The sequence below is a fragment of the Mixta mediterraneensis genome (genome assembly GCF_030283135.1).
In the GTDB taxonomy this organism is placed as follows: Bacteria; Pseudomonadota; Gammaproteobacteria; order Enterobacterales; family Enterobacteriaceae; genus Pantoea; species Pantoea mediterraneensis.
Map to the genome: position 1 here is coordinate 16,079 of NZ_JASUAZ010000023.1, position 12,542 is coordinate 28,620.

Annotated in this window: 12 protein-coding genes; 8 read left to right on the forward strand and 4 right to left on the reverse strand. The window is 54.9% G+C overall.

The features are described 5' to 3' along the window. The first annotated feature begins 167 nt into the window (after positions 1–167). From QRY16_RS13935 to uraH, 4 genes are read left to right on the forward strand one after another with little or no spacing between them, the layout of a single operon-like run. Complete coding sequence (locus QRY16_RS13935; RefSeq protein WP_289777007.1) at positions 168–1,403, forward strand: pyridoxal-phosphate-dependent aminotransferase family protein; 1,236 nt, start codon at positions 168–170, stop codon at positions 1,401–1,403. Beyond that, a complete protein-coding gene (gene hpxK / locus QRY16_RS13940) occupies positions 1,400–2,653 on the forward strand; it encodes an allantoate amidohydrolase (protein WP_289777008.1) in 1,254 nt (417 codons plus the stop codon). The genes QRY16_RS13935 and hpxK overlap by 4 nt, the downstream gene beginning before the upstream one ends. Before the next feature lie 2 nt (positions 2,654–2,655). Next, positions 2,656–3,150: a 2-oxo-4-hydroxy-4-carboxy-5-ureidoimidazoline decarboxylase gene (uraD, locus tag QRY16_RS13945; RefSeq protein WP_289777009.1), complete on the forward strand. Its 495-nt coding sequence runs from the start codon at positions 2,656–2,658 to the stop codon at positions 3,148–3,150. Then, positions 3,147–3,482: a hydroxyisourate hydrolase gene (gene uraH, locus QRY16_RS13950; RefSeq protein ID WP_193403692.1), complete on the forward strand. Its 336-nt coding sequence runs from the start codon at positions 3,147–3,149 to the stop codon at positions 3,480–3,482. Before uraD ends, uraH begins: the two co-directional genes overlap by 4 nt. A gap of 54 nt (positions 3,483–3,536) precedes the next feature. On the opposite strand, the gene QRY16_RS13955 is transcribed toward uraH, so the two are convergent. Both QRY16_RS13955 and QRY16_RS13960 read right to left on the reverse strand, forming a co-directional pair. Continuing rightward, entirely contained in the window at positions 3,537–4,304 is a 768-nt protein-coding gene (locus tag QRY16_RS13955) for an amidohydrolase (RefSeq protein WP_193403691.1), read from the reverse strand. Next, the gene (locus QRY16_RS13960) at positions 4,292–5,452 is read right to left on the reverse strand and encodes a pyridoxal phosphate-dependent aminotransferase (protein ID WP_193403690.1); all 1,161 of its coding nucleotides are present in this window, start codon (positions 5,450–5,452) and stop codon (positions 4,292–4,294) included. Before QRY16_RS13960 ends, QRY16_RS13955 begins: the two co-directional genes overlap by 13 nt. Before the next feature lie 126 nt (positions 5,453–5,578). Here QRY16_RS13960 and QRY16_RS13965 point away from each other — a divergent pair, with 126 nt between their 5' ends. Genes QRY16_RS13965 through QRY16_RS13975 form a run of 3 tightly spaced genes read left to right on the forward strand, consistent with a single transcriptional unit; the run spans position 5,579 to position 7,417 of the window. Beyond that, positions 5,579–6,193: a methylthioribulose 1-phosphate dehydratase gene (locus tag QRY16_RS13965; RefSeq protein WP_289777010.1), complete on the forward strand. Its 615-nt coding sequence runs from the start codon at positions 5,579–5,581 to the stop codon at positions 6,191–6,193. Next, positions 6,190–6,873, forward strand: coding sequence for an acireductone synthase (gene mtnC / locus QRY16_RS13970; RefSeq protein WP_193403688.1), 684 nt, complete (start codon positions 6,190–6,192; stop codon positions 6,871–6,873). The genes QRY16_RS13965 and mtnC overlap by 4 nt, the downstream gene beginning before the upstream one ends. 1 nt (position 6,874) lies before the next feature. Continuing rightward, complete coding sequence (locus QRY16_RS13975) at positions 6,875–7,417, forward strand: 1,2-dihydroxy-3-keto-5-methylthiopentene dioxygenase (protein ID WP_193403687.1); 543 nt, start codon at positions 6,875–6,877, stop codon at positions 7,415–7,417. Between the two features lie 48 nt (positions 7,418–7,465). Here the strand turns inward: QRY16_RS13975 and mtnA are convergent, their stop codons facing one another. Next, positions 7,466–8,488 carry an S-methyl-5-thioribose-1-phosphate isomerase gene (mtnA, locus tag QRY16_RS13980; RefSeq protein WP_289777011.1) on the reverse strand — a complete coding sequence of 341 codons (1,023 nt, stop codon included), beginning with the start codon at positions 8,486–8,488 and terminating at the stop codon, positions 7,466–7,468. A 116-nt stretch (positions 8,489–8,604) separates the two neighbouring features. Here mtnA and mtnK point away from each other — a divergent pair, with 116 nt between their 5' ends. Then, positions 8,605–9,804 (forward strand): S-methyl-5-thioribose kinase, encoded by a 1,200-nt coding sequence (gene mtnK / locus QRY16_RS13985; RefSeq protein WP_289777012.1) that lies wholly within the window; start codon positions 8,605–8,607, stop codon positions 9,802–9,804. 115 nt (positions 9,805–9,919) lie between these two features. Here the strand turns inward: mtnK and fadE are convergent, their stop codons facing one another. Continuing rightward, positions 9,920–12,367 (reverse strand): acyl-CoA dehydrogenase FadE, encoded by a 2,448-nt coding sequence (gene fadE / locus QRY16_RS13990; RefSeq protein WP_193403686.1) that lies wholly within the window; start codon positions 12,365–12,367, stop codon positions 9,920–9,922. Positions 12,368–12,542: the final 175 nt, after the last annotated feature.

Below are 12,542 nucleotides of genomic sequence, written 5' to 3' on the forward strand. Positions count from 1 at the left end.
CAACTGTACGACACGCCGTGGCGTGATGGGTATTGCCACTTCGCCTGTGTCTCCGGGGAATGCCTGGGCGCTGGCAAACAGCAAAATGCTGTTTGCGAACCCGCAAACGCCAGGGCTGAAACAGGTTATCCCCCGGTCCGCCTCTACATGTTCAACAAGGAATCATTATGGACATCACTCAGTTTTCGCAACTTAATCCACCGCAACGCCTGCTGATGGGGCCGGGACCGATCAACGCCGATCCGCGCGTACTGCGCGCCATGTCGAGCCAGTTGCTTGGTCAGTATGATCCCGCCATGACGCACTATATGAACGAAGTCATGGCGCTGTATCGCGGCGTGTTTCGCACTGAAAACCGCTGGACGATGTTGATCGATGGCACATCACGCGCCGGTATTGAAGCGATTTTGCTGTCGGCGATCCGGCCAGGAGACAAAGTACTGGTGCCGGTATTTGGTCGGTTTGGTCATTTGCTGTGTGAAATTGCTCGCCGCTGTCGCGCCGATGTACACACCATTGAAGTCCCCTGGGGCGACGTGTTTACGCCGGATCAGGTGGAAGAGGCGATTAAACGGGTAAAGCCGCGCCTGTTGTTGACGGTGCAAGGCGATACCTCCACCACCATGTTACAGCCGCTGGCCGAGCTGGGTGAAATTTGTAACAGATACGGCGTGCTGTTTTATACCGATGCTACTGCTTCGCTGGGTGGCAACGCGCTGGAAACCGATGCATGGGGTCTGGATGCGGTTTCTGCTGGCATGCAAAAGTGCCTCGGCGGCCCGTCCGGCACATCGCCAGTTACTCTGAGTGCAAAAATGGAAGCGGTGATCCGCAAGCGTAAATGTGTGGAAGCGGGCATTCGTACTGCCGCCCATCAGGACGGCGACGACGAGATGATCTACTCCAACTATTTTGATCTTGGCATGATCATGGATTACTGGGGACCTGAGCGCCTGAACCATCACACCGAAGCCACCACCGCGCTATTTGGGGCCCGTGAATGCGCACGTCTGATCCTACAGGAAGGGTTAGATGAAGGGATTGCCCGTCACAAACTGCATGGGGACGCGCTGTTAAAAGGCATTCAGGGCATGGGGCTGGAAACCTTCGGCGATTTGAAACACAAAATGAATAATGTATTAGGCGTGGTTATTCCGCAGGGCATTAATGGCGATCAGGTGCGCAAGCTGATGCTGGAAGATTTCGCTATTGAAATTGGCACGTCATTCGGTCCGCTGCATGGCAAAGTATGGCGCATCGGCACCATGGGTTATAACGCACGTAAAGATTGCGTGATGCAAACCCTGGCCGCGCTGGAAACAGTATTAACGCATCTTGGCTACCGCACGCCACAGGGCGCGGCTGCACAGGCGGCATGGGATCATTACGGGAGTCCTGCATGAAAATGAACGCCAGCGAAGCGCAAACCGCTGCGGCGCGGGTAATGACGCGCTGTGACGCACTGGCAGAGATCAGCGCGTCAGCGGATGAATTAACCCGCGTCTATCTGTCGCCCGAACATCTACGCGCTAACAGGTGCGTGGGTCAGTGGATGAAGGCGGCGGGCATGCAGGTCTGGCAGGATGCGGTCGGCAATATTTGTGGGCGCTATGAAGCGGCAGAAGCTGGCGCACCCGCGCTGTTACTGGGTTCGCACCTGGATACGGTACGCAACGCGGGCCGTTACGATGGCATGCTTGGGGTATTAAGCGCCATTGAAGCCGTGCAATGGCTGCATGATCGGCAACAGCGTTTGCCGCTGGCAATTGAGATTGTCGGTTTCGGTGATGAAGAAGGAACACGTTTTGGCATCACGCTGCTGGGAAGCCGCGGCCTTACCGGCACCTGGCCAGACAGTTGGGTGACGCATCCTGATGAGAACGGAATTACGGTGGCGCAGGCGATGGCGGAGGTGGGCCTCGACAGCGCGCAGATAGCCAGCGCTGCACGAGATGTAAAAGCGTTCGTCGCCTATCTTGAACTGCATATCGAACAGGGGCCGTGCCTGGAACAGGAGGGGCTGGCGCTTGGCGTCGTTACGGCGATTAACGGCGCACGACGCCTGCATTGCTGCTTTACGGGCGAGGCTGGCCATGCAGGCACCGTGCCCATGACGCATCGTAAAGATGCGCTGGCTGCTGCAGCAGAGTGGATGGTGTTTATCGAACATACCACCCGCGAGCAGGGCCCGCAGCTGGTGGCGACTGTCGGCACGTTGAGCTGCACACCGGGCGCGGTGAATGTGATCCCTGGCGAAGTAAAACTGTCGCTTGACGTGCGTGGGCCGCAGGACGAACCGCTGGCGTCGCTGCTTGCGACATTACTCGCCCAGGCTGAAGCCATTGCGCTGCGTCGGGGGCTGACGTTTGAAGCAAACGAGTATTATCGTATCGCCGCAACGGCCTGCGATCCGCAGTTACAACAGGTACTGAGCCACGCGGTTGAAACAGTACAGGGACGCAGTTTGTCGCTGCCAGGCGGAGCGGGACATGATGCGATTGCGATTGCCGAACGCTGGCCGGTCGGCATGTTATTTGTACGCAACCATCGCGGTATCAGCCATCACCCGGCGGAATCAGTGAGGGCCGATGACGTTGCATGTGCGCTGCAAGCCTGTTTACAGGCGATATGCCAGATTGCTGAACGGGAATAAACATGGATTTAGCGACCTTTAATCAACTGCCACCTGGAGACGCGGCGGCTGCGATTGCGCATTGTGTGGCGATTCCTGCCTGGCAACAGGCGCTGGCGGCGGCGCGTCCTTATGCTTCGCCTGACGCGCTAATCGCCGAAGGGGATCGCCTGGCGTGCCTGTGGCAAAGTGATGATTTGCAACAGGCGCTGTCGGCTCATCCGCGTATTGGCGAGCCAGCGAACGGCGTGAGCAAAGAAGCCTCGCTTTCGCGTGGTGAGCAGTCCGCTATGCAGCAGGCCGGTAAGGCTTTACAGCAGGCGATTCTGCAAGGTAACCGGGACTATGAAGCGCGCTTCCAGCGGGTATTTTTGATTCGCGCAAAAGGACGCAGCGGCGAAGAGATGCTGGCAGAGTTACAGCGCCGCCTGAACAATGACGAGCATACTGAGCAGCAGGAAGCACTGAGCCAACTGCGTGAAATCACATTGTTACGCCTGAAGGAGAGCATTGCATGAGCACCATTACGACGCACGTCCTCGACACCGCACTGGGTAAACCGGCTATCGGCGTGGCGATTTCACTGGAACAAAACAGCCCGGAGGGCTGGTTGCCGGTTTCTGAAGGCGTTACCGACAGCGATGGCCGTTTGAAAGCGTTGACACCGGAACCCGTCGCGCCGGGCCACTATCGTTTAACCGCAGAGATTGGCGATTATTTTGCCGCTGGCGGGCGCGATGCGCTGTATGTCAGCGCACAAATTGATTTTGTGATTGCCGAAGCGGGCAGCCATTTCCATCTGCCGTTTTTGATTTCTCCCTGGTCATGGTCGACCTATCGTGGCAGTTAACGCGTTCATAACGCGCATAAAAAAGGCCACCTAAGTGGCCGTTTACTTTCTGGCTTACAGCGAAAAATTATCTGCATCGCGCCACGCCGGGAAGCGTTCGCGGTAGGCATTCAACGCATCCAGCGATAATTCCGCATCGATGCGCGCCTGTTTAAAGGGTTCGGCGGCGCTGAGAATCTCGCCCTGCGGCGAAATAATTCGGCTGTCGCCGCTGTATTGATGATGGTTGCCGTCTTCGCCCACGCGGTTGCAGCCTGCCACGTAAGCCTGATTCTCAATGGCTCGCGCCAGCAATAACGCCTGCCAGTGCAGAGCACGCGGCGCTGGCCAGTTAGCCACAAACAGCGCCAGATCATAATCATTACGGTTACGGGAAAATACCGGAAAACGCAGGTCATAACAGATTTGCGGCAGGATACGCCAGCCCCGCCAGTTAAACACTTCACGCGTTTCACCCGGCAGATAATGATGATGTTCATCGGCCATACGGAACAGGTGACGCTTGTCATATTGATGCAGCGTACCGTCTGGCTCCACCAGCAAAAAACGGTTTACTGCACCATTTTCAGTCTGAATTGCGGCGCTGCCACCCACCAGTGCATTGCGGGTACGCGCATGACCGTGTAACCATTCAACCACCTGCTGTTGCGGTAGCGAGCTTTTTGCCGCTTCCATAGCAAACCCGGTGGTAAACATTTCCGGCAGCAGAATTAAATCGCGTCCGTGAATACCGCTCAGTACGCGATCGAAATGACGTAAATTCGCTTCGCCGTCCATCCAGGTCAGCGTTTCCTGTAAAACGGTAATGTTTAAAGTTGACATAAGCGCTCCGCAGCGGCAATCAGCGTCGCTTCCTGTTTGGCAAAGCACAGACGAATCAGCTTATGCGGGAACGGACCGGCGCAGAATACGGACAACGGAATAGCCGCGACACCCACCTCTTTCGTCAGCCACTGACAGAAATTCACGTCATCCAGATCAGAAATGGCGCTGTAATCAACGAGCAGAAAATAGGTGCCTTCACATGGCAGCACCTTAAAGCGACTTTTGCTTAGCGCCTGAATTAAGCAATCGCGGCGGGTGCGGTAAAAGTCCGGCAGCTCGCGATAGTGCTCAGGTTCCTGACGCAGCATATCGGCAATGGCTAACTGCGCGGGAGTATTCACCGAAAAGGTCAGATATTGATGCACTTTGCGGATCTCGGCGCTCATTGCCGCCGGTGCGATGCAGTACCCCACCTTCCAGCCGGTCATATGGAAAGTTTTGCCAAACGATGACACCGCAATCGCACGCTGACGCAGCTCGGCATGGTCCAGCACGCTGGTATGTCCCTCTTCGGCGAAGCAGATGTGTTCATACACTTCATCGCTCAGAACATAAATTTCCTGCCCGGCAATGGCCTGCCACAGCGCAGCATAATCGCTTTTGCGCCACACCGTGGCGGAAGGATTATGAGGGGTATTCAGGATCACCAGGCGGGTTTTATCACTTAATAAGCAGTTAAATTCCGACCAGTCAACGCGGAAACCAGGCGGTTGCAGCGCGATGCGTTTCAGTGTTCCCCCAGCCAGTTGCACAGCAGGCGCGTAGCTGTCATAGCTGGGATCGAAGCAGATCACTTCGTCACCCGGCCTTACCAGCGCGGTGATCGCTGCGTACAACGCTTCAGTTGCGCCTGCGGTGACGGTAATCTCGCTGTTAACATCGGGAAGGTGACCATAAAGCTCAGCAGTTTTAGCCGCGATGGCTTCACGCAGCGGCAGCGCACCGGTCATCGGCGCATATTGATTTGCACCCTGGCTAACATGATATGCCAGCCGATCCTGTAAATAGCGCGGGCCGTCAAAATCGGGAAAGCCCTGTGACAGATTGATAGCCTTATGCTGCTGCGCCAGCGCGCTCATTTGAGTAAAAATGGTAGTGCCGAGCGCAGGTAATTTGCTCTCGGGAATCAGGTTATGCTGCGTCATTGTTCTTTGCCCTTAAGCGCGAATGTCTTTGCGGAGTATCCCTGTGTTGCTGCCACTATAAACAGGATGCTAGTATTTGGCAATCGAGACGCTTAGACGGCTAAAACCTATCGCACAGGATACCCTATGTCGGACCCTCAACCGCTTGATCAACTCGTTGCAGCCTGCCACTGGATTGGCGCTAAAGGCTGGGCGCCCGCCACTGGCGGTAATATGTCGGTACGCCAGGATGCGCATTTTTGCCTGCTCAGTGAGTCCGGTAAGGATAAAGGAAGCCTGACTCGTGATGATTTTATCCAGGTCGAAATCGCCAGCAATCATGCACCATCAGGGCGCAAACCTTCTGCCGAAACGGGCCTGCATACGCTAATTTATCGCCTGTTCCCCGATGCGGGTGCGGTCTTACATACCCATACCGTGAACGCAACCGTGCTGTCGCGAGTGGAAGAGGGCGCAGCGTTATTGCTCTATGGCTATGAAATGCAGAAATCGCTGACCGGACAACACACGCATGAGGACACGGTCGCTATCCCGGTTTTCGATAACAGTCAGAATATCAGCGCACTGGCGTCGGAAATTGAAGACTATGCCGCACGCTTCCCGCTGCGTTATGGCTTTCTGCTACGCGGTCATGGCCTCACGTGCTGGGGCAAAGATGTCAGTGAAGCGCGTCGTCATCTGGAAGGGCTGGAATTTTTATTTGAATGTGAACGTCAACATCGCCTGCTGGAGAAAAAATGATCCGCGCCATTGTTACTGATATTGAAGGCACGACCAGCGATATTCGCTTCGTGCATAATATCCTGTTTCCCTATGCCCGCCAGCATTTAGCCACCTTTATTCGCGATCATCAGGATAATGCACACGTTAATGCGGCGCTGGATGCGGTACGCGCCGAAGTCGATCAACCGAATGCCGATCGGGAAGCGTTAATAGCGATCCTGTTCAGCTTTATGGATCAGGATCGTAAATCTACCGGACTGAAAGCGTTGCAGGGCATGATCTGGCGCGATGGTTACGTGAATGGCAACTTTACCGGTCATCTTTATCCGGATGTTGCACCTGCGCTAACCGCGTGGCAGCAGCAGGGACTGAAACTTTACGTTTATTCATCCGGCTCGGTTGCGGCGCAGAAATTGTTATTTGGTTACAGCGACGAAGGTGATATTACTGGCCTGTTCAGCGGCTATTTCGATACTCACGTTGGCGCCAAGCGCGACGTGGCCTCTTATCGCACTATCGCCGCCGAAATCGGTCTACCGGTTGAGCAGCTGCTGTTTCTTTCTGATATACATCAGGAACTGGACGCGGCAGCCGCAGCCGGATGGCAAACTCTGCAATTGATTCGTGACGATGCGGATAATGAAAGCCGTCACCGTCAGGTCAATAATTTTTCCCAGATTAACCCGGAGTCGATTTGAGATGAGTGCACTGACTATTTTTACCGATAGCGAAGCCAGCCAGCCGGTGTGGCACAGCACCGATGCGGAGGCGATCCGTGCGCGTCTGAATGCCAAAGGTGTCCGTTTTGAACGCTGGGAAGCGGATCGCGATCTGGGTGAAAACCCGGATGCCGCAACGGTAATTAACGCTTATCAGCATGCGATCGATCGGCTGGTAGCAGAAAAGGGCTATCAGAGCTGGGATGTGATCAGTATGCGTGCCGATCATCCACAAAAAGATCTGCTGCGCGAGAAGTTTCTTTCTGAACATACGCACGGCGAGGATGAAGTCCGCTTTTTTGTGGAAGGTGCAGGTTTGTTTTGCCTGCATCTGGATGGGCAGATTTTGCAGATCCTGTGTGAGAAGAGTGATCTGATTTCGGTTCCAGCCGGTACGCCGCACTGGTTTGATATGGGCTCAGCACCGAATTTCACTGCGATACGTATTTTTGATAATCAGGAAGGTTGGATCGCGAATTTTACCGGTGACAAGATTGCCGATGCATATCCACGCCTGGCTTAGTTTCCTGTCTGTGCGCGCAGCTCACCGCGCGCACAATGCCGCAGCGTATTACTTCGGCTGAAACACGCCAGCTGCAACCTCTGAAGGCGTCACCACGCCGGTATCCAGTACCCAGCCGCTGATTAGCGCGGCTGGCGTGACGTCAAACGCCGGGTTACAGACGGTCGCCTTCTCGGGTGCCCACTGTACGCTGCCAAAGCTGCCTGCCACGCCGGTGACTTCACTGGCGGCGCGCTGTTCAATGGGGATCGCGGCGCCATCGGGACACAAGCGATCCAGCGTAGTATGCGGCGCTGCAACATAAAACGGAATCGCGTGATAATGCGCCAGCACCGCCAGGCTGTACGTGCCAATTTTATTCGCCACATCGCCATTCGCCGCAATGCGATCCGCACCCACCCAAATCGCATCTACTTTTTGGCTTGCCATTAAACTTGCCGCCATCGAATCGGTGATTAACTGATACGGAATTGACAGTTCGCCCAGTTCCCAGGCAGTTAAGCGGCCGCCTTGTAGTAAAGGGCGAGTTTCATCGACCCAGACGTTCGCGACTTTGCCTTGCTGATGTGCGCGGGCAATCACTCCCAATGCGGTGCCGACCCCGGCCGTGGCTAATCCACCGGTATTGCAGTGCGTCAGTAGCTGGCTGCCTGGTTTAACCAGCGCACTTCCTGCGTCCGCAATGCTGTCGCAAAGCTGCTTATCCTCTGCCACCAGACGTAGCGCTTCTTTACCGAGGGCATCAACAAAGCTTTCCTGCGTGAGCGCCAGCTTCATGCGATCAAGATTATTCATCAGGTTAACGGCGGTTGGACGTGCGGCCCGCAGAATCTCCAGCGCTTCTGCCAGCTGGTCGCGTGTTTGCCCATGCTCTGCCAGCAGCGCCAGCAACAGCGAAGCGGAAAGACCAATTAGCGGCGCACCACGCACCCGTAAGGCGTGAATATGCGCAACCAACTGCGCCACGCTGTGCGCAGGCAACCAGTTTTTTTGCTGCGGTAGCGCTTGCTGATCAAGGACCCAGAGCTGGTTGTCACGAACCTGTAAGCTGGTGGTTTGAAGTGTCTGCATTGTCTGTGAAATCCATGTTGCGTTAATGGCGGATATTGTGCCAACATGCTGAACGGATGTATAGACGTCTGAACGGCTTAAGATTTACCAGGCATTCGATTGATGAGGAACAGGCAATGTCGCAATACCGTACCTTCACCGCTGCTGACGCTGTGGAATATGCCAAACGCTACGGCAGAATAGACGATCCATCGGCGCTGGTCAGTGCCGAAGAGATTGGTGATGGTAATCTCAATCTGGTGTTTAAAATTTACGATAATCAGGGCGTTAGCCGGGTTGTGGTAAAGCAGGCGCTGCCCTATGTACGTTGCGTAGGCGAATCCTGGCCGTTAACGCTGGACCGTGCGCGGCTTGAAGCGCAAACGCTGGTTGAACACTATAAATATTGTCCGCAGCATACCGTTCAGATCATCCATTACGACGCTGATCTGGCGGTAATGGTGATGGAAGATCTTTCCCATTATCGCATCTGGCGCAGCGAGCTGGTAAAAGGCGTGCGTTATCCAGAAGCATCACGTCAGCTGGGTGAGTATCTGGCGCAAACGCTGTTTCATACCTCCGACTTTATTCTGCATCCGCACCAGAAAAAGGCGGAAGTGGCGCGCTTCATTAATCCGGAAATGTGCGAAATCACCGAAGACCTGTTCTTCAACGATCCCTATAACGATCACCAGCGCAATAACTATCCAGCCGCGCTGGAACCGCTGGTTGCAAGCCTGCGTCATGACGATGCGCTGCGTATTGCCGTGGCGGCGCTTAAGCATCGCTTCTTTGCTAATGCCGAAGCTCTGCTGCACGGCGATATTCATAGCGGTTCGATTTTTGTGGCGGAGGGTAGCCTGAAGGCGATTGATGCCGAGTTTGGTTACTTTGGGCCGATAGGCTTTGATGTTGGCACCGCGATTGGCAACCTGCTGATCAATTACTGTGGCTTGCCGGGCTTAGTCGCGCCACGCGAAGCTGCCGATGCGCGTGAACAGCGCCTGGCTGATGTCCATGATATATGGAGCACTTTCTCCGCTCGCTTTCTGCAACTGGCGAAAGAAAAAACGACCGATATAGCACTGGGATATCCGGGTTATGCGCAGGCATTTTTGCGTAAAGTGTGGGCCGATACCATTGGTTATTGTGGCACTGAGCTGATTCGACGCACCGTCGGCATGTCGCATGTGGCGGATATGAAACTGATCAAAGATGTGGCGATGCGCACTGAATGCCTTCGCAACGCCATTACGCTGGGGCGCACGCTAATCCTTGCGGCCGATCATGTAGAAGATGTTGATGCGCTGATTGCGCGCATTCGCCAGGCAGGTTAACGCTAAATATGTGGGAGCGGTGCAGAATATAGCGGCTCTCGTTAAGCAATGAGCAAGCCGCTGCAGCAGGTTTGGGCCGAGAGTATATCGGCCCATTGTGTTTTATTCCTTTTTACTAAGCTGCTTCGCTGGGCCGGGAAGGCTTCTGTTCGGTTTGTTTAGCCGGCACCGCCAGGGCATCCGCAGCAAACTCATCAACGTTAATGGAGCGCAGACGACTTGCTTCGGCGCGTTTCAATACCTCCGCTTCCTGCTCATCAATCCAACCCTGCTCTAAAGCACGTATTGCCAGAGCATCAAGACGGGTAAACGACAGATGTTTTTTAGTCTGCTTGCATAACCGATCGTGAATCACTTCAGCCGCGATGACATCCAGCAGCGCCTGCTCTAGCTGACCGGCGGGATTATGTTCACTCGGTGTCAGGTATTGGCCACGTCCCAGGCGGGTTCGCGTGGCTGATGGCTGCTGTAACAGCTTCGCCAGCTGGTGATCGAGGCGATCAGACGGGGCAGGGCAATGTTTGCCGCCCGCAAAAATAACCACACGCAGTACGCCTGCAACAAAGCGATTCGGGAAGTTACGCAGTAGCTCATCCATTGCGTTTTCTGCCTGATGCAAGGCGTCCTGCACGCCCCAGTGAACCAGTGGCAGATCGGCTTCATTACGGCCTTCATCGTCATAGCGTTTCAGCGTGGCAGAAGCGAGATAAAGCTGACTCAGCACATCACCCAAACGCGCCGAGACACGTTCGCGGCGTTTCAGGCTACCGCCCAACACTGCCATTGAAACATCAGACAGCAAAGCCAGATTAGCGCTGATCCGGTTCAGGTGCTGATAATAGCGGCGGGTAGCATCGCGCGTCGGCGTAGCGCTGGTGCGCCCGCTGGTTAGACCCAGCCACAGGCTGCGTACTTTATTACTGCCGACATGACCCATGTGACTGAACAGAGCCTCATCAAAGGCGCTTATATTATTGCTGGCGGCTGCGGCCATCTCTTGCAGTATGTAAGGATGGCAGCGAATCGCGCCCTGACCAAAGATGATCATGCTGCGGGTCAGAATATTGGCACCTTCTACCGTAATGGCGATAGGAGCCCCCTGATATGCGCGCGCAAGGAAGTTATTGTTACCCAACATGATGCCTTTACCGCCCGCAATATCCATCGCATCGATGATGGCGCGCTGACCACGATGAGTGCAATGGTATTTGACGATAGCCGACAGTACAGCCGGTTTTTCACCCTGCATAATGCCTGCGGTAATCAGCGTGGCTGCTGCATCCATCACGTAGGTATTACCGGCGATACGTGCCAGCGGCTCCTCAATCCCTTCCATTTTACCAATCGGCAGTTTGAACTGGCGGCGGATGTGCGCATAGGCGCCGGTTGCCAGCGCCACGCTTTTCAGGCTGCCGGTAGAATTTGATGGCAAGGTAATGCCGCGCCCAACCGACAAACATTCAACCAGCATACGCCAGCCCTGACCGGCCATTTCCGGGCCGCCGATAATAAAATCGATGGGGACAAAAATATCTTTGCCGCGCGTTGGCCCATTTTGGAAGGGAACGTTAAGTGGGAAGTGGCGATTGCCGATTTCAACCCCCGGCGTGCTGGTGGGGATCAACGCGCAGGTGATGCCGGGCGCTTCATTGTCGCTGAGTAAATGTTCGGGATCGGACAGTTTAAAGGCCAGCCCCAGCACGGTAGCAATCGGGGCGAGGGTGATGTAGCGCTTGTTCCAGCTTAAACGCATGCCGAGAACCTGCTGACCTTGCCAGTCGCCCATGCATACCACGCCCGTATCGGGGATGGCGCCCGCGTCAGAACCGGCTTCGGGGCTGGTTAAGGCAAAGCAGGGGATCTCTTCACCACGCGCCAGACGAGGCAAATAGTGATTTTTCTGCGCTTCGGTGCCGTAATGTTGCAGTAGTTCGCCTGGTCCAAGCGAGTTCGGCACGCCAACGGTGATCGCCAGAATGCCTGACACTCCCGCCAGTTTTTGCAGCACGCGGGCTTGCGCATAGGCTGAAAACGCCAGGCCGCCGTACTCTTTTTTGATGATCATGGCAAAAAAGCGCTGCTCTTTCAGGTATGCCCACAGCTCAGGTGGCAGGTCGGCCATTTCATGCGTGATCTGGAAATCATTCGCCATGCGGCAGGCTTCTTCAACCGGTCCGTCCAGAAAGGCTTGCTCTTCGGCGGTCAGTCGCGGCTGCGGATAATTGTGTAGCTTCTGCCAGTCAGGTTTACCCTGAAACAGATCGCCTTCCCACCAGGTCGTACCCGCATCAATGGCTTCCTTCTCCGTGCGCGACATAGGCGGCATTACCTGTTGAAAACGCTGAAGCATCGGTTTAGAGAACATATTGCGACGCATATTTTGCAGGTTGAAGGGCAGCAGAATAATGGCTAATGGCAGCAGCAGCCACGGCGTCCAGAGTTGCGCCGTGGCCAGTGCACCGGTCCACAGCAGCAAAATAATACTGCTTAGCCGTAGCGAAACGCGGTGATAAAACAAGGCGCTAATCAGCACTACTGTTGCCAGTATCGAAACAACCATCATAATGAGTGACTCCGTAAGTCGTAAGAGGTCTGACCTGTTATGGGTAGAGGTTTAGAGCAGATCGTTTGATTTATCAATTTTTTTACATCGCAATTACAACCTTGCTCACAAAATCATGACCGGGAAAGGGTGGGTAAAATCATTGGCTAAATATTAGGGCGTCCAGTACGCTGGA

Coding starts and splice junctions, on each gene's coding strand:
- mtnC (WP_193403688.1), top strand. CDS start 6,190: ATGATCCGCGCCATTGTTACTGATATTGAAGGCACGACCAGCGATATT.
- uraH (WP_193403692.1), top strand. CDS start 3,147: ATGAGCACCATTACGACGCACGTCCTCGACACCGCACTGGGTAAACCG.
- mtnK (WP_289777012.1), top strand. CDS start 8,605: ATGTCGCAATACCGTACCTTCACCGCTGCTGACGCTGTGGAATATGCC.
- uraD (WP_289777009.1), top strand. CDS start 2,656: ATGGATTTAGCGACCTTTAATCAACTGCCACCTGGAGACGCGGCGGCT.
- hpxK (WP_289777008.1), top strand. CDS start 1,400: ATGAAAATGAACGCCAGCGAAGCGCAAACCGCTGCGGCGCGGGTAATG.
- QRY16_RS13975 (WP_193403687.1), top strand. CDS start 6,875: ATGAGTGCACTGACTATTTTTACCGATAGCGAAGCCAGCCAGCCGGTG.
- mtnA (WP_289777011.1), bottom strand. CDS start 8,488: ATGCAGACACTTCAAACCACCAGCTTACAGGTTCGTGACAACCAGCTC.
- QRY16_RS13965 (WP_289777010.1), top strand. CDS start 5,579: ATGTCGGACCCTCAACCGCTTGATCAACTCGTTGCAGCCTGCCACTGG.
- QRY16_RS13960 (WP_193403690.1), bottom strand. CDS start 5,452: ATGACGCAGCATAACCTGATTCCCGAGAGCAAATTACCTGCGCTCGGC.
- fadE (WP_193403686.1), bottom strand. CDS start 12,367: ATGATGGTTGTTTCGATACTGGCAACAGTAGTGCTGATTAGCGCCTTG.
- QRY16_RS13955 (WP_193403691.1), bottom strand. CDS start 4,304: ATGTCAACTTTAAACATTACCGTTTTACAGGAAACGCTGACCTGGATG.
- QRY16_RS13935 (WP_289777007.1), top strand. CDS start 168: ATGGACATCACTCAGTTTTCGCAACTTAATCCACCGCAACGCCTGCTG.